Origin of the sequence: Limimaricola hongkongensis DSM 17492 (genome assembly GCF_000600975.2) — a bacterium.
In the GTDB taxonomy this organism is placed as follows: Bacteria; Pseudomonadota; Alphaproteobacteria; order Rhodobacterales; family Rhodobacteraceae; genus Limimaricola; species Limimaricola hongkongensis.
The window spans coordinates 747,897-763,400 of sequence record NZ_KK088653.1 but is presented as its reverse complement, the minus strand read 5'-3'; the positions used below and the strand labels follow the sequence as shown (position 1 = coordinate 763,400).

General features: G+C 69.3%; 13 protein-coding genes and 1 pseudogene. 1 reads left to right on the top strand and 13 read right to left on the bottom strand.

Annotated features, from left to right (window positions below):
- Positions 1–96: 96 nt before the first annotated feature.
- Genes murB through LOKHON_RS14065 form a run of 5 tightly spaced genes read right to left on the bottom strand, consistent with a single transcriptional unit; the run spans position 97 to position 4,973 of the window.
- Positions 97–1,023 (bottom strand): UDP-N-acetylmuramate dehydrogenase, encoded by a 927-nt coding sequence (murB, locus tag LOKHON_RS14085; RefSeq protein ID WP_026147330.1) that lies wholly within the window; start codon positions 1,021–1,023, stop codon positions 97–99.
- 5 nt (positions 1,024–1,028) lie between these two features.
- The gene (locus LOKHON_RS14080; RefSeq protein ID WP_017927321.1) at positions 1,029–1,283 is read right to left on the bottom strand and encodes a DUF2484 family protein; all 255 of its coding nucleotides are present in this window, start codon (positions 1,281–1,283) and stop codon (positions 1,029–1,031) included.
- On the bottom strand, positions 1,280–2,683 hold the full coding sequence (murC, locus tag LOKHON_RS14075) for a UDP-N-acetylmuramate--L-alanine ligase (RefSeq protein WP_026147329.1): 1,404 nt from the start codon (positions 2,681–2,683) through the stop codon (positions 1,280–1,282). The genes LOKHON_RS14080 and murC overlap by 4 nt, the downstream gene beginning before the upstream one ends.
- 17 nt (positions 2,684–2,700) lie before the next feature.
- A complete protein-coding gene (locus LOKHON_RS14070; RefSeq protein WP_017927319.1) occupies positions 2,701–3,807 on the bottom strand; it encodes a UDP-N-acetylglucosamine--N-acetylmuramyl-(pentapeptide) pyrophosphoryl-undecaprenol N-acetylglucosamine transferase in 1,107 nt (368 codons plus the stop codon).
- Positions 3,807–4,973, bottom strand: coding sequence for a peptidoglycan glycosyltransferase FtsW (locus LOKHON_RS14065; protein ID WP_017927318.1), 1,167 nt, complete (start codon positions 4,971–4,973; stop codon positions 3,807–3,809). Before LOKHON_RS14065 ends, LOKHON_RS14070 begins: the two co-directional genes overlap by 1 nt.
- A 152-nt stretch (positions 4,974–5,125) precedes the next feature.
- On the opposite strand from LOKHON_RS14065, the gene LOKHON_RS14060 reads away from it, so the two are divergent.
- Positions 5,126–6,316, top strand: coding sequence for a BaiN/RdsA family NAD(P)/FAD-dependent oxidoreductase (locus LOKHON_RS14060; RefSeq protein ID WP_026147328.1), 1,191 nt, complete (start codon positions 5,126–5,128; stop codon positions 6,314–6,316).
- A gap of 15 nt (positions 6,317–6,331) precedes the next feature.
- Here the strand turns inward: LOKHON_RS14060 and murD are convergent.
- From murD to LOKHON_RS14020, 8 genes and pseudogenes are all read right to left on the bottom strand, one after another.
- Positions 6,332–7,730 (bottom strand): annotated as a pseudogene (gene murD / locus LOKHON_RS14055) (UDP-N-acetylmuramoyl-L-alanine--D-glutamate ligase).
- Positions 7,731–7,748: 18 nt separating this feature from the next.
- The gene (mraY, locus tag LOKHON_RS14050) at positions 7,749–8,831 is read right to left on the bottom strand and encodes a phospho-N-acetylmuramoyl-pentapeptide-transferase (RefSeq protein WP_017927315.1); all 1,083 of its coding nucleotides are present in this window, start codon (positions 8,829–8,831) and stop codon (positions 7,749–7,751) included.
- A 5-nt stretch (positions 8,832–8,836) separates the two neighbouring features.
- On the bottom strand, positions 8,837–10,279 hold the full coding sequence (locus LOKHON_RS14045) for a UDP-N-acetylmuramoyl-tripeptide--D-alanyl-D-alanine ligase (RefSeq protein ID WP_017927314.1): 1,443 nt from the start codon (positions 10,277–10,279) through the stop codon (positions 8,837–8,839).
- The gene (locus LOKHON_RS14040; RefSeq protein WP_017927313.1) at positions 10,276–11,778 is read right to left on the bottom strand and encodes a UDP-N-acetylmuramoyl-L-alanyl-D-glutamate--2,6-diaminopimelate ligase; all 1,503 of its coding nucleotides are present in this window, start codon (positions 11,776–11,778) and stop codon (positions 10,276–10,278) included. The genes LOKHON_RS14045 and LOKHON_RS14040 overlap by 4 nt, the downstream gene beginning before the upstream one ends.
- Positions 11,779–11,796: 18 nt before the next feature.
- Positions 11,797–13,581, bottom strand: a complete 1,785-nt coding sequence (locus LOKHON_RS14035; protein WP_017927312.1) for a peptidoglycan D,D-transpeptidase FtsI family protein — start codon at positions 13,579–13,581, stop codon at positions 11,797–11,799.
- On the bottom strand, positions 13,578–13,937 hold the full coding sequence (gene ftsL, locus LOKHON_RS14030) for a cell division protein FtsL (RefSeq protein WP_017927311.1): 360 nt from the start codon (positions 13,935–13,937) through the stop codon (positions 13,578–13,580). The genes LOKHON_RS14035 and ftsL overlap by 4 nt, the downstream gene beginning before the upstream one ends.
- Positions 13,934–14,908: a 16S rRNA (cytosine(1402)-N(4))-methyltransferase RsmH gene (rsmH, locus tag LOKHON_RS14025; protein ID WP_017927310.1), complete on the bottom strand. Its 975-nt coding sequence runs from the start codon at positions 14,906–14,908 to the stop codon at positions 13,934–13,936. Before rsmH ends, ftsL begins: the two co-directional genes overlap by 4 nt.
- A 3-nt stretch (positions 14,909–14,911) precedes the next feature.
- Entirely contained in the window at positions 14,912–15,406 is a 495-nt protein-coding gene (locus tag LOKHON_RS14020) for a division/cell wall cluster transcriptional repressor MraZ (protein ID WP_051059621.1), read from the bottom strand.
- Between the last annotated feature and the right edge of the window lie 98 nt (positions 15,407–15,504).

Genomic DNA, 15,504 nt, shown 5'->3' with positions numbered 1-15,504 from the left:
CCCGCACTGCCTCATTCGCGCGCCGCTGGACGGCGCGTCATTGTTATAGCCCGTTTCGGGCTTTCTCCGCTTTGCGAAGATCTAATTTTCCGCTTGTCAGGCGTCCGGCTGTCCGACCCGCATGATTTCCCATTCTAGCGTCAGGCCCGAATGCTCGTAAACCCTTTTCCGGACCTTCTCGCCCAGCGCTTCGAGGTCGGCGGCGCTGGCTTCGCCGGCATTGGTGAGGAAATTCGGGTGCTTTTCGTTCATCACCGCGCCGCCGAGCCGGGCGCCGCGCATCCCCGCCTCCTCGATCACCTTCCAGGCCTTCAACTCGTGGCTGTCATCGGCGCGCCCGGTCGAGGAGAACCCGGCCGGGTTGCGGAAGGTCGATCCCGCCGTCCGGTCCTTGGTCGGCTGGCTGGCGTCGCGCTTCTCGATCTGCTCGGCCATGCGCGCCTCGAGCGCCGCCGGATCGCCTTCGGGGGCGTCGAACACCGCCTCCACGATCACCGCGCCCTCGGGCAGGCGGCTGGAGCGGTAGGCCAGCTCCAGCGCTGAGGCGGGCAGCGTCACGGTCCGGCCGTCGCGGTGGATCACCGTGACCTCGCGCAGCGCGTCGGCGACATAAGAGCCATAGCAGCCGGCATTCATCCGCACCGCCCCGCCGATCGCGCCGGGAATGGTGCGCAGGAAGGTCAGGTCGCGCCCTGCCTGCGCCGCCTTACGCGCGACATGCGCGTCGAGCGCGGCGGCGCCCGCCGTCACGCGGCCATCTTCGGCGATCTCGATGCCGTTGAAGCCGCGTCCCAGCCGGATCACCACGCCGCGCACGCCGCCGTCGCGCACGATCAGGTTGGAGCCGACGCCCATCGGAAACACCGGCACCGACGGATCGAGATCGCGCAGGAATGCCGCCAGATCCTCGCGGTCGGCGGGCTGGAACAACCATTGGGCCGGGCCGCCCACGCGCAGCCATGTCAGATCGGAGAGCGGGCGGTCCGGCGTCAGCCGGCCGCGCACCTGCGGAAGATCGGTCATCGCGCTCACCCCCATGGCCGCCGCAGCCGCCCCAGAAGCATCAGCGGCCAACGCAGCACCGATACGCCGGCGGCCATCAGCACCACCCCGGCCACCGGGCCGAAAGCGAAGGTGACCCAGCCCAGCAGCGGCACGCCGATCACCACGAGGATCGTGGCGCAGCTGCGATGATTGTCGCGCGACGGCAGCATCACGACGAGGTTCGCCGCGACCAGCCACAGGCAGGCGGCGGCAATCGGCAAAAGCTGCTGCGCGCTCATCCGCCCTGCTCCAGCCGCGCGGGCAGCGCCCCGGCCCAGGCGCTGATCGTGCCGGCGCCGAGACAGACCACGATGTCGCCGGGCTTCGCCTCGTGACGCACCAGCTCGGTCAGCGCCTCCTCGGAGTCCACGGCATGGGCCTGGCGATGGCCGTGGCGGATCAGCCCGGCCACCAGATCGTCCCGGCCCGCGCCCGCGATCGGCTCTTCGCCAGCGGCGTAGATGTCGGAAATGCCGACCACGTCGGCGTCGTTGAAACAGGTGCAGAAATCCTCGAACAGCGAGGCGAGGCGCGTGTAGCGATGCGGCTGGTGCACCGCGATCACGCGGCCCTCGCTTGCCTGCCGCGCGGCGCGCAACACGGCGGCGATCTCGACCGGGTGGTGGCCGTAATCGTCGATCACCGTGACGCCGTTCCATTCGCCGACCTTGGTGAAGCGCCGGTTGACGCCGCCGAAAGCGGCCAGCGCGGCGCGGATTTCGTCGCGCTTCATGCCCAAGTGACGCGCCACGGCCACGGCGGCCAGCGCGTTGGAGACATTGTGGTCGCCTGGCATCGGCAGGGTGCAACCTTCGATCACCGCGTCCTCGGCCCTGAGCACGATGTCGAAATGCGCGATGCCGCCCTTGTAGGTCAGGTTGGCGGCACGCACATCGGCCTGCGCGTTGAAGCCGAAGGTGGTGACCCGACGGTCGGTGACCCGGCCCACCAGCGCCTGCACCTCGGGGTGGTCGGTGCAGCACACGGCGAGGCCATAGAACGGGATGTTCGACACGAAATCGAGAAAGCCCTTCCTGAGCCCCTCGATCGAGCCCCAGTGATCCATGTGCTCGGGGTCGATATTGGTGACGATGGCGATGGTCGCGGGCAGCCGGTTGAAGGTGCCGTCGCTTTCGTCGGCCTCGACCACCATCCATTCGCCCTGCCCCATCCGGGCGTTCGAGCCATAGGCATGGATGATGCCGCCATTGATCACGGTCGGGTCGAAATGCCCCGCATCGAGCAGCGTCGCCACCATGGTCGTGGTGGTGGTCTTGCCATGCGTGCCGCCCACCGCGACGTTCGAGCGCAGCCGCATCAGCTCGGCCAGCATTTCGGCCCGGCGCACCACCGGCAGGCCCCGCCTGCGCGCCTCGTCGAGCTCGGGATTGCCCGGCTTGATGGCGGTGGAGATCACCACGACCTGCGCGCCGTCGAGGTTCTCGCCCGACTGGCCGACGAAGATGCGCGCGCCCAGCTCTTCGAGCCGGGCGGTGATCCTGGAGCCCTTCAGGTCCGACCCCTGGACGGTATAGCCCAGATTGAGCAGCACCTCGGCGATACCGGACATCCCGATGCCGCCGATCCCCACGAAATGAATAGGTCCGACATCGAGCGGCAGTTTCGTGGCGGCGTTCATGGTTTGCGTCCCGTCCATCAAGAATCCGGCTCCTTCTGTCCTTCCGCGAGGCGTTCGACAACCCCCGCAAGCCTCTCCGCCGCGTCGGGCACGCCCGCGCCGCGCGCGGCATGCGCCATGCGCATCGCGCCGTCGCTGTTGCCCAGCACCAGCGCCACCTGCTCGGTGAGTGTCTCCACGTGGAACCGGCTTTCGGGGAACATGATCGCGGCCCCGGCCCCGACAAGACCGCGCGCATTGGCGGTCTGGTGATCGGCGGCGGCGGCGGCAAAGGGCACGAGCACCGAGGGCCGGCCGATCACGCTCAGATCCGCGATGGTCGAGGCGCCCGAGCGGCAGATCACCAGCTGCGCCTCGCTCATCCGGGTCGGCAGGTCGGCAAAGAAGGTCTGCACGTCGGCGTCGATGCCTTCGTCGGAGTAATAGGTGGAGACGCGCTGCACGTCCTCCTCACGGGCCTGGTGGCTGACCCGGACCTGGCGGCGCAGCGCGGCGGGCAGCCCCGCGATCGCGGGCGGCACCACGTCGCTGAGAATGCGCGCGCCCTGGCTGCCGCCGATCACCAGAACCGACATCGGGTAGTCGCCCGGCGGGATATAGGCCGCGCCGGAGCGGTCCAGCACCGAGCGGCGCACCGGGTTGCCGGTGTGGATCGCCTCGACGCCCGAGGGCAGCTCGGTCGGCCATGTGCCGCAGGCCACCGCGTGGACGCGGCGCGCGAACAGCGCGTTGACCCGGCCCAGAACGCCGTTCTGCTCGTGGATCATGCGCGGCAGCTTGAGGATCGTCGCCGCGGCCAGTGCCGGGATCGACGGGTAGCCGCCGAACCCCACCACCACGGCGGGCCGGTCGCGCATCATCCGCGTCACCGCCGCCACGATGCCGCAGCCGATCCGCGCCGGCGCCAGCGCCCGCGCCGACAGACCGCCCCGCGCGAAGGTGCCCGAACCGACCTGTTCGATTTCGACCTCGCGAGGGAAATTCTGCGTGTAGCGCGCGCCGCGCGCATCCGTGGACAGCTTCACCCGCCAGCCACGGGTCAGCATCAGCTCGGCCAGCGCCTGCGCCGGGAACATGTGCCCGCCGGTGCCCCCGGCGGCGATGACGAGAAGCGGCGCGGCCATCAGCGGCCCCGCCGCAGCAGGATGTCGCCGATGCCGCCCTGCGGACGGGTGCGGGTGAAGGCCAGCAGCATGCCGAGCGCGATTCCGCTCGCGATCACCGATGAGCCACCATAGCTCACGAAGGGCAGCGTCATGCCCTTGGCGGGCAGCAGCCGCACCGCGACGCCCATGTTGATCATCGCCTGCACGCCGAAGGCGCAGGCGAGACCGGTGCCCGCCAGCCGGATGAAGGTGTCGCGCTCGCGCATCAGCCGCAGCAGCGACCGCACCACGATCGTGGCGTAGAGCGCGATGATCACCATGACGCAGACCAGCCCGTATTCCTCGGCCGCCACCGCGATGATGAAATCGGTATGCGCGTCGGGCAGCGACCATTTCACCTGCCCCTCGCCGACGCCGACGCCGAAGAAGCCGCCTTCGCGGATCGCGTTGGTGGCGTAGCCGAGCTGGGTGGTGGGATCGACCTCGGCGGAGAGAAAGCCGTCGATGCGCCGCGCGAAGTGTTCGGAGTTGTTATAGGCGAAGGTGCCGGCCAGCACGACCACGCCCGCGAGCCCCAGAAGCAGCACCATCGGCGCGCCGCCGACGAAATACATCACGCCCCAGGAAAACAGCACCAGCGCCGCCTGGCCGAAATCGGGCTGCAGCGCGAGGAACATGACGATGGTGAAAGCCAGCGCGAAGGACCAGATCCGTCCCGGAGGACCGGAGGGCTCCATCCCCGCCGCCATGAACCACGCCGCCACGACGACGAAGCCGGGCTTGAGGAACTCGGAGGGCTGCACGCTTGCGAAGCCGAAAGAATACCAGCGCACCGCGCCCTTGCCGAAATCGGTGCCGAAGACCGGCAGCAGCGCCAGCGCCACGAAGGCGCCCGCAAAGCCCAGCACCGCGAGACGGCGCACAAGCTGCGGCGTCATCATCGACACACCCATCATCACGCCGAGCGACAAGAGGCCGAAAAACGCCTGGCGGCTGACATAGTAGAACGGGTCGAGCCCGTTGCGCGCCGCTAGCGGCGGCGAGGCCGCGAGACCCAGCAGGATGCCGATCGCGAACAGCAGCAGGATGCAGGACATGGTCCAGACATCGATGGTGCGCCACCAGCGCGGGAGAATTGGATCGACGGTCCGAACCGGGACCGCTCCATGCACCATTTCGGTCATGAACTTGCTGCCTGATTGTCTCTGCCCTGCCCGCTTTGTGCGGGTCTGTGGGAGATACTAGCGCGAAAGTAGTAGATTGACCATGAAAATAACGTCCAGTCCCGGCGTCAACAAGGCTTGAGCCCGTGGCAGAAAAGCGGCAGGTCGCGGGCATGAACAACACCCGGCATATCAACACACTGGTCCTCGGCGCCGGCGCCGCGGGGCTTTTCGCGGCCATGCATGCGGGGGGCGACACGCTGGTGATCGACCACGCGCGCAACCCCGGCGAGAAGATTCGCATCTCTGGTGGCGGGCGATGCAACTTCACGAATATCCGCACCGGGCCCGAATGCTTCCTCGGCGCGAATCCCCATTTCCACAAATCGGCGCTGGCGCGCTACACCCCATGGGATTTTCTCGACCTCGTGAAGAAACACGGCATCGCCTGGCACGAAAAGACGCTGGGCCAGCTGTTCTGCGACGGCAAGGCCACGCAGATCGTCGCCATGTTGATGGAGGAGGCGCGCGATGCCGGGGCGCAGGTGGCGCTGGACACCGCGCTGGTCGAGATCGCGCGCGACGACAGAGGCTTTCGCGCGGTGATCGAACGGTCGGGCCGACGCGAGACGATCCGCGCCGCCCATGTCGTCGTGGCCACAGGCGGCAAGTCGATCCCGAAAATGGGCGCGACCGGCCTCGCCTACCGCATCGCCGAGCAGTTCGGCATCGCCGTCACCGACACCCGTCCCGGCCTCGTGCCGCTGACCTTTCCCGACCGGTTCTCGGGCCTGTCGGGCGTGGCGCTCCCCGTCCGCGCGCAGGCGGACGGCCCGGCCTTCGAGGAGGCGCTTTTGTTCACGCATCGCGGGCTGTCGGGTCCGGCGATCCTGCAGGCCTCGTCCTATTGGCGCGAGGGCGGGGAAATCCGGCTCGATCTCGCCCCCGGCGGGCAGCTTGCAGAGGCGCTACGGGTGGCGCGGCGCAGCGATGGCAAGAAGGCGGTCAAGACGGTCCTGGCGCAGCACCTGCCCGCGCGGCTGGTCGAGGCATGGGCCGAAGACCACCCGATGCCGGGCAACATGGCCGACCAGTCCGATCGCGCCATCGACGCGCTGTGCGGCGCCTTGCGCGACTGGCGGCTGACACCGTCGGGGACCGAAGGCTACCGCACGGCGGAGGTGACGCTGGGCGGCGTGTCGACCGACGCGCTGTCGTCCAAGACGATGGCGGCGAAATCGGTGCCGGGGCTGCATTTCATCGGCGAATGCGTCGACGTGACCGGCTGGCTCGGCGGCTACAATTTCCAATGGGCATGGGCGTCGGGCTTTGCCGCAGGCACGGCGATCGCGCAGGGCGGCTGACCGCCCCGCACCTCTTCAAAGCCGGTCGCGCACCTGGGCCACGAAATCATCGCCGCGCTTCTCGAAATTGTCGTATTGATCGAAGCTCGCCGCCGCCGGCGCCAGAAGCACCGTGTCGCCCGGCTCCGCCTCGGCCATGGCCCGCTCCACGGCGCGGGCCATAGTGCCGCAAACCTCGGCCTCGACGCCCGGCAGCTTCACCGCGAAGGCCTCGGCCTCGCGCCCGATCACATAGGCCTTGGCCACATGTTCCAACCCCGCGCCGAGCCCCGAGACCCCGCCTTCCTTCTCCAGCCCGCCGCAGATCCAGCGGATACGCGGAAAGGCCGCGAGCGCCTTGGCGGCGGCGTCGACATTGGTGGCCTTGCTGTCGTTGACGAAGGCCACGCCGTCCTTTTTCGGCCACGCGCTGCGAACGATGCGGCAGGCCGGGATAGGAGCGCAGCGCCGCCTCGATGCCGCGCGGCCCGAGGCCCAGCGCCCGCGCGGTCGCCCATGCGGCGCAGGCATTCTGGTGGTTGTGCGCGCCCGGCAGGCCGGGGATGTCGCGCAGATCGACCGAGGCGACCTGACGGCCCTTGCGGTATTCGGCGAGAAAGCCCTTGCGGGCAAAGACGTTCCAGCCCGGCCCGGTGAGCTTGCGGCCCGAGGAGATGGCGATGACCCGGTCGTCGGCGGCCGCGGTGGCAAGCTGGTTGGCGAGGTAGCGGCCTTCGTTCTCGTCGACGCCGATCACGGCGCGGTCCGGCCCGCCTTCGGAAAACAGCCGCCGCTTGGCCGCGAAATAGCCGCCCGGCCCGGCATGTCGGTCGAGATGGTCGGGCGACAGGTTGGTCAGCACCGCGATGTCGGGTGTCAGCGCGCGCGCAAGCTCCGTCTGGTAGCTCGACAGCTCCAGCACCACGACCTCGCCGTCATGCGGCGGTTCGAGATCGAGCACGCCACGGCCGATATTGCCCGCAAGCTGCGCCGCGCGCCCGTTCTCGGTCAGGATGTGGTGGATCAGCGCCGAGGTGGTCGATTTGCCATTCGAGCCGGTCACGGCGACGATGCGCGGCAGCGTGTCGAACTGGTCGAACCCTTCGGTCGCGAAGCTGCGAAAGAACAGGCCGATATCGTTGTCGACCGGCACCCCGGCCTCCCATGCCGCCTGAATGGCGGCATGCGGCGCCGGGTAGAGATGCGGGATGCCTGGCGAGGTGACGAGCAGCGACACGCCCTCATAGGCCGAGGCCCGCGTCAGGTCGCGCAGCTCGATGCCCTCGGCCTCGGCCGCCTCGCGGCCCGAGGGGCCATCATCCCATGCGATGACCTGCGCACCGCCCGCCTTGAGCGCCGCCGCCGTGGCCCGGCCCGAGCGGCCAAGGCCGAGAACGGCGACGGTCTGGCCCTCATGTCCGCGAACCGGGATCATAATCTCTCTCCGTGAAACTCAGCGCAGCTTGAGCGTGGCCAGCCCGATCATCGCGAGGATCAGCGAGATGATCCAGAAGCGGATGACGATCTGTGGCTCGGACCAGCCCTTCTTCTCATAGTGGTGATGGATCGGCGCCATCAAGAAGACGCGGCGCCCGGTGCGCTTGAAGTAGAGCACCTGCACGATCACCGAAAGCGCCTCGACCACGAACAGCCCGCCGACGATCGACAGCACGATCTCGTGCTTGGTGGCGACAGCGATGGCGCCGAGACCGCCGCCAAGCGCGAGGGAGCCGGTGTCGCCCATGAAGACGGCGGCGGGCGGGGCGTTGTACCACAGGAACCCGAGGCCCCCGCCGATCAGCCCCATGGTGAAAATGAGGATCTCGCCGGTGTCGGGAACGTAGTGCACGCCGAGATACTCGGTGAAATCGGTGCGGCCCACCGCATAGGCGATGATGCCGAAGGCGCCCGCGGCGATCATCACCGGCATGATGGCCAGCCCGTCGAGACCGTCGGTCAGGTTCACCGCGTTGGCCGCGCCGACGATGACGATCATCGCAAAGGGCACGAACAGGATGCCGAGGTTGAGCAGCATCTCGTTATAGACCGGAAAGGCCAGTTGGTTGGTCAGGTTGTCGGGGTGGTACATCGCCGCCCACCAGCCCGCGAGCGCGGCGATCGAAAAGCCGATCGCAAGACGCAGCTTGCCCGACACGCCGTCGGTGTTCTGCTTGCGGACCTTGGCATAGTCGTCGGCAAAGCCGATCAGCGCGAAGCCCAGCGTCACGAACAGCACCATCAGCACGTAGGGATTGTCGAGCCGCGCCCAGAGCACCGTCGAGGTGACCACCGCGCCGACGATCAACAGCCCGCCCATGGTCGGCGTACCCGCCTTGGCGATGTGCCCCTCGGGGCCGTCGGCGCGGATCGGCTGGCCTTTCCCCTGGGTGCGGCGCAGCACGTTGATCAGCGGCGGCCCGAACAGGAAACCGAACAGCAGCGACGTCAGGAAGGCCCCGCCCGCGCGGAAGGTGATGTAGCGGAACAGGTTGAACAGGTCGCCGCCGTCGGACAGCAGCGTCAGCAGATAGAGCATGGGCCTCAGGCCTCCTTGTCGCCGGAGGGGGTCCGTTGCCCCAGTTTGCGGATCGCGTCAACGAGGCGGCTCACATGGCTGCCTTTCGAGCCCTTGACCAGCACAACATCGCCGGAATCGACGATCCGGGCCGTGTCGGGGATCAGATCCTCGACCTTTTCGACCCAGCGGCCGCGCCGCTCGGGCGGCAGCGCGTCGTGCAGCGCCCGCATCCGCGGGCCCACGCAATGCACGCATCCGATCGCCGGCATCGCGGGGTCTTCGGCCATCTCGGCATGCATCTCGCGCTCGCGCGGGCCCAGCTCCAGCATGTCGCCAAGGATCGCGATGCGGCGGCCGCGATGCACCCGGCCCACCCCGTCGCGGGTCGGCGCGGCGGCCAGCACCGCGAGCGACGCCGAAAGCGAGGTGGGGTTGGCGTTGAAGCTGTCATCGATCAGCTCGAGCGTGTCGCCGTCGCGGGCGGGGTCGATCACCACCGTCTCGCGCGTGCCGCGCCCGGCGGGCGGTGCCCATGCGGAGAGGTTGCAGATCGCCCGCGCCCGGTCGGCGCCCATGGCCTGCGCCACGGCGATCACGCCCAGCGCGTTGACCATGAAATGCCGGCCTTCGGTCGCGACCTTGAGCATCACCTCGGTACGCCACAGCCGCGCCTTGCCCACGGTCGCGCCGCCGCGCAGATGCGCCTCGCGCAGCCGGTGGTGATTGCTGATCCCATTGCCGAAGCCGATGATCTTCGCGCCCGCCGCGCGGGCCGCGGCGCGGAGGATCGGGCTGACCGCGAGATCACCATTGACCACCGCGCAGCCACCGGGCTCCAGCCCCTCGAAGATCGACGCCTTTTCATGCGCGATGCCCTCGACACTCTCGAAGGCCTCCAGATGCACCGCCGCCACCGTGGTGATCATTGCCACATGCGGGCGGGCCATGCGCGCCAGCGGCGCGATTTCGCCGGGATGGTTCATGCCGATCTCGATCACCGCGAAATCGGTGTCGGCGGGCATCCGGGCCAATGTGAGCGGCACGCCCCAATGGTTGTTGTAGCTTGCCTCGGCGGCGTGGACGCGGCCCTGCCCTTCGAGCGCGGCGCGCAGCATTTCCTTGGTCGACGTCTTGCCGACCGAGCCGGTGATCGCGGCGACGCGGGCCTTGCTGCGCGCGCGCCCGGCGCGGCCCAGCCGCTCCAGCGCCGGAAGCACCGCGTCGACCAGCAGCAGCGGCGCATCGTCCGGGACGCCCGCGGGGATGCGGGTCACCATCGCGGCGGCGGCGCCCTTTTCAAGCGCCTGCGCCACGAAGTCATGCCCGTCGCGCGCCGCTTCGAGCGCCACGAAGAGATCGCCGGGCCGGATCGTGCGCGTGTCGATGGAAACGCCGGTGGCGGCCCAGTCGCGCGTGGCGCGCCCGCCGGTCGCGGCGGCGGCGTCCTGTGCGGTCCAGAGCGTCATGCCTGCCCCTCCAGCGCCGCCACGGCGACCGAGGCCTGCTCGGCATCGTCGAAGGGCAGCACGTCATGGCCCACGATCTGGCCGGTCTCGTGGCCCTTGCCGCAGATCAGCAGCGCATCCCCCGGCCCCAGCGCGTCGACTCCGCGCAGGATCGCCTCGGCCCGGTCGCCGGTCTCGATCACGCTCTCGGCCCCGCCGACGACGCCGCGCGCGCCGTCGAGCACGGCGGCGCGGATCGCGGCGGGATCCTCGGTGCGGGGGTTGTCGTCGGTCACGATCACCGCGTCGGCGTTATGCGCCGCCGCAGCCCCCATCAGCGGCCGCTTGGAGCGATCGCGGTCGCCGCCCGCGCCGACAAGGGCGACGATGCGCCCCATCACATGCGGGCGCAGCGCCTTCAGCGCCGTCTCCACCGCGTCCGGGGTGTGGGCGTAATCGACGAAGACCGTCGCGCCATGGCCACGCCGCGCCGCAAGCTGCATCCGGCCCCGCACGGTGGTCAGCTCGGGCAGCGCGCGGAACACCTCGTCGGGGTCCTCGCCCGCGCCGATCACCAGCGCCGCCGCCAGAAGCACGTTTTCGGCCTGAAACCCGCCGACGAGATCGAGCCGGCACATCCGCGCCGTGCCCTGCCACGCGAATCGCAGCTCCTGCCCGGTGGCGTCGAAGCGCTGCGCCAGCAGCCGCAGCCGCGCGCCGTCGGCCCGGCCCACGCCGATCACCTCCTGCCCGCGCGCGGCACAGCGGCGGGCGATCTCGGCGCCCTTGGGATCGTCGAGATTGGTAGCGACCACGCCTTCCTCGGGCAGCACCCGGTCGAACAGCGCCAGCTTGGCCTCGAAATAGGCCTCGAAGCTTTCGTGGTAGTCGAGATGATCCTGGCTGAAATTGGTGAAGCCCGCCGCCGCCGGGATCACCCCGTCGAGCCGGTGCTGGTCGAGCCCGTGCGACGAGGCCTCCATCGCCACATGCGTGACACCTTCGCGCGCGGCCAAGGCCAGCGCCCGGTGCAGGGTGATCGGCTCGGGCGTGGTGTGGCGCAGCGGATAGGTCCATGCGCCCTCGACCCCGGTGGTGCCGAGATTGACCGCGCGCCGCCCCATCGCGGTCCAGATCTGGCGCGCGAAGGTCGACACGGAGGTCTTGCCGTTGGTGCCGGTGACGGCGACCACCGTTTCCGGGGCGGGCCCGAACCACAGCGCCGCGGCGCGCGCCAGCGCCTGCCGCGGCTCTTCGGCCACGACGAGCGCCGCCGCGCGGCCCGCCAGCGCGGGCGCGACGATGCGCGCGCCCTCCGCATCGGTGAGAATCGCCGCGGCGCCAGCCTCGAGCGCCAACTCGACAAAGCCCGCGCCATGCGCGACGCTGCCGGGCAGCGCCGCGAAGAGATGGCCCTCGCGCACGTCGCGGCTGTCCACCGAAAGCCCCGTGATCCGCGTGTCGCGACCGCCCTGCGCCGTCAGCCCCAGTTCGGCCAGCGTGGCCTGTTTGCCGTCCATGTCAGCCCCTCGCCGCCCTCAGTTCGCGGCCAGCGATATACCCTCGAAGGGCGCGCCTTCAACCTGCGGTCTGAGGCCGAGCAGCGGCGCCGCGCGCCGGATCATCTCGGCGGCCACCGGAACAGCGGTCCAGCCGGCGGTGCGGCGGGGCCGCGAGCCCGTGGTTTCCACCGGCTCGTCGAGCGTGACGATGATCACGTATTCGGGATCGGTCGCCGGGAACATGCCGGCGAAGGTGGCGATCACCTTGTCGTCATAATAGCCGCCGCCATTCTCGCGCGGCTTGTCGGCGGTGCCGGTCTTGCCACCCACCTCGTAGCCTTCGACATCGCCGAGGCTGGCGGTACCGCGGCTGACCACGGCGCGCAGCATGGCGCGGGTCGCGGCGGCGGTCTGTTCGCTGACGATACGCTCACCGGGCGCGCGTGCGCCCTTGTGCAGCAAGGTCGGCGCGACCTTGCGCCCGCCATTGGCCAGCATCGCGTACCCGGCGGCGAGATGCAGCGGCGAGACCGACAGACCGTGCCCGTAGGAAATCGTCATGGTCGAGATCTCGGACCATTGCGCCGGCAGCAAGGGGCGCCCTGTCGGCGCCTCGACCATCTCGACCTCGGTCGGCTCGAACATGCCGAGCTGGCCCAGAAACTCGCGCTGCTTCTCGGCGCCGATCATCATCGCCATGCGCGAGGTGCCGATGTTCGAGGATTCGACGATCACGTCGGTGACCGACAGCTCGGGGCCGTAATTGTGGAAATCGCGGATGCGGAACCGGCCCCATGTCAACGGGCCCTTAGTCTCGACCATGGTGGAAGGCTGCACCAGCCCCATGTCGAGCGCCTGCGCCACCGTGAAAATCTTGAACACCGAACCGAGCTCGTAGACGCCCTGCACCATGCGGTTGAAAAGCGGGCTGTCGCCGGGCGATCCGGTCAGCAGCGGCCGGGGCCGGTTATTGGGGTCGAAATCCGGCAGGCTGGCCATGGCGACGATCTCGCCGGTCTTGGCCTCCATCAGCACCGCCGCGGCACCGCGCGCGTTGAGCAGGTTCATGCCGCCCGCCAGCACCTCCTCGACCGCCGACTGCACGGTCAGGTCGAGCGACAGCTTCAGCGGCGCGCCTTCATTGGCCGGATCGCGCAGATAGGCGTCGAACCGCCGCTCCACCCCGGCCACGCCGATCACCTCGGCCGAGGAGACGCCCTCGCGGCCATAGCTCGCGCCGCCGAGGATGTGCGCGGCGACGGGGCCGTTGGGATAGATCCGCATCTCGCGCGGGCCGAACAGCAGCCCCGGATCGCCGATGTCGTGCACGGCCTGCCGCTGCTCGGGGCTGATCTGCTTGCGGATCCACAGGAATTTGCGCGGGCCGGTGAAATCGGCAAGCAGCTCCTGCGCGTCGAGCTCGGGGAAGATCCGCACCAGCTCGGCGGCCGAGCGGGCGGGGTCGATCATCTGCGGCGGCTGCGCATACAGCGCGTAGGTGTCGAGATTGGTGGCGAGAATCCGGCCCTGCCGGTCGGTGATATCGGCGCGCTGGGCGATGATCGGGTTGCCCGAGGCGGAGGCGCGCGGCTCTTCGGCGGGGGCGCCCGCCATGCTGCCCATCTTCAGCCCGATCGTGATGAAGGCGAGAAAGAAGAAGCCGCCCAGCACCAGAAGCCGCCCCTCGGCGCGGCTGCGGGCGCGGTCGCGGCTCTCCTCGTGGCGCAGCCGCAGGTTTTCGCGTTCGATCGCATCGGGGTTCTCGCCGCGCTCGCGCGCCTTGAGGATTCGCGCCAGCGGACGCAGCGGCCGTCGGATCACAGGGGTTCCTCGTCGGTGTTCATGAAGGCCGACGACACCTCGACCGGGTTCATGATCGGCGGCAGCATTTCGGGCGGAAACCCGACCTGTTCGATCCGGCCGAAGGCCTCGGGGCGCAGCGGCAGCAGACCGAGCCGGTCGAAGTTCAGATCGGCGAGATCGCGCAGCCGGTCGGGGCGGTTGAGATAGGCCCATTCGGCGTTGAGCATGCCGAGCCGGGCATGCGCCGCGCCGATCCGCGCATAAAGTTGGCGCACCTCGCGCAAGGATTGCTGCGTGGCGTAGTTCTCCTGATAGGCCCAGAAGCCCAGACCCACGACGGCCAGCGCCGACAGCACGTAGATCACGCCCTTCATCGCCGTGTCTCCCCCTTGTTCAGAATAGGCATGCCCAGCGCGGCCGGATCGGCCCGCCCCGCCGGGGCGTCGGTGCGCCGCGCCACCCGAAGCCGCGCCGAGCGGGCGCGCGGATTGGCGGCGAGCTCTTCGTCATCGGGGCCCACGGCCTTGCGCCCCTTGAGCTCGAAGGCAGGCGGCGGCCCCTCGATTTCGGGCGCGAAGCGGTTGGCGTTGCCGGTGGCACCGGCGCGCAGCTGCATGAAACGCTTGACCATCCGGTCCTCGACCGAGTGGAAGGTCACGACGCCCAAGAGCCCGCCCGGCTTGAGCGCGCGCTCTGCCGCGGCGAGACCTTCGTAGAGCTCGTCATATTCCTCGTTCACCGCGATGCGCAGCGCCTGAAAGCTGCGGGTGGCGGGGTTCGACTGGCCCGGCTTGGGCCGCGGCAGGCAACGCGCGATGATCTCCGCGAGCTGCAGCGTCGTGGTGACGGGCCGCGCGGCGACGATGGCGCGGGCGATGCGGCGGCTTTGCCGTTCTTCGCCGTACAGGAACAGGATCCGCGCCAGATGCGACTCCTCGGCCTCGTTGACGATGTCGGCGGCGGAGGGACCGGTCGTGCCCATGCGCATGTCGAGCGGGCCGTCCTTCTGGAAAGAGAACCCGCGCTCGGCCTGGTCGATCTGCATCGAGGAGACGCCGAGATCGAGCACGACCCCGTCGAGCATTTCGCCCGCGAGCGTGTCGAGCTGCGAAAACCGGCCCTCGCGCATTTGCAGCCGGTCACCGTATTGCCCGGCCCAGGCCTGCGCCATCTGATGGGTCGAAGGGTCGCGGTCCACCGCGAAGACCTTGTCCGCGCCGGCGTCGAGCAAGGCGCGCGTATAGCCGCCCGCGCCGAAGGTGCCGTCGAGCCAGATGCCCTCGATCGGGGCCAGCGCCGCGATCAGGGGCCGCAGCAGGACGGGAACATGGGGTGCGTCTGTCATGGATCAGAGCCCTTCCACGAGGCTGAGCGGGTCGAAGCCCTCGGGCTGCTCCTCGAGCCAGTCGGTGACCTCCTGGCCCACGGTGGTCTCGAAGGTATCGGCCTTCCAGATCTCGAAATAGTCGCCGACGCCCATGAACAGCACCTCGCCCTGTTCCAGCCCGAGCTTGCGGCGCTGGCGGATCGGCATGACGATGCGGCCGTCGCGGTCGATCTCGAGCTTCATCGATTGCCCGAGATAGAGCCGGCTCACCATCTGCTTTTGCTTGGAGCCGGCGGGCATGGCGCGGATCTGGGCGGCGATGCGGTCGAATTCCTCGACCGAATAGACCCGCAGATTGTCTTTAAGATGGTCGCCGAACTGCAGGTAAAGCTTGGGAGAAAGCCCTTCGGTCCAGTCCGGGTCACCGGCTTCGAGCACGCGGCGGAAGTCTGCCGGAATGGACATGCGTCCTTTCCCGTCGATCTTCTGCGGATACTCTCCGGTAAACCCCAGCACGCCGTTCGCGACCCTTGCCCATGCCCGCCCAGGTCCTCAGACCTCATGATACGAAAACGGCGGACCGAGCTGCTGCCACTGCTCGATCCGCCGCATCG

Excerpts from the sequence above, each read along its gene's own strand:
- LOKHON_RS14080 (WP_017927321.1), bottom strand. The coding sequence starts at position 1,283 with ATGAGCGCGCAGCAGCTTTTGCCGATTGCCGCCGCCTGCCTGTGGCTG.
- LOKHON_RS14045 (WP_017927314.1), bottom strand. The coding sequence starts at position 10,279 with ATGACGCTCTGGACCGCACAGGACGCCGCCGCCGCGACCGGCGGGCGC.
- LOKHON_RS14040 (WP_017927313.1), bottom strand. The coding sequence starts at position 11,778 with ATGGACGGCAAACAGGCCACGCTGGCCGAACTGGGGCTGACGGCGCAG.
- LOKHON_RS14065 (WP_017927318.1), bottom strand. The coding sequence starts at position 4,973 with ATGACCGAAATGGTGCATGGAGCGGTCCCGGTTCGGACCGTCGATCCA.
- LOKHON_RS14060 (WP_026147328.1), top strand. The coding sequence starts at position 5,126 with ATGAACAACACCCGGCATATCAACACACTGGTCCTCGGCGCCGGCGCC.
- murC (WP_026147329.1), bottom strand. The coding sequence starts at position 2,683 with ATGAACGCCGCCACGAAACTGCCGCTCGATGTCGGACCTATTCATTTC.
- LOKHON_RS14070 (WP_017927319.1), bottom strand. The coding sequence starts at position 3,807 with ATGGCCGCGCCGCTTCTCGTCATCGCCGCCGGGGGCACCGGCGGGCAC.
- ftsL (WP_017927311.1), bottom strand. The coding sequence starts at position 13,937 with ATGAAGGGCGTGATCTACGTGCTGTCGGCGCTGGCCGTCGTGGGTCTG.
- mraY (WP_017927315.1), bottom strand. The coding sequence starts at position 8,831 with ATGCTCTATCTGCTGACGCTGCTGTCCGACGGCGGCGACCTGTTCAAC.
- murB (WP_026147330.1), bottom strand. The coding sequence starts at position 1,023 with ATGACCGATCTTCCGCAGGTGCGCGGCCGGCTGACGCCGGACCGCCCG.
- rsmH (WP_017927310.1), bottom strand. The coding sequence starts at position 14,908 with ATGACAGACGCACCCCATGTTCCCGTCCTGCTGCGGCCCCTGATCGCG.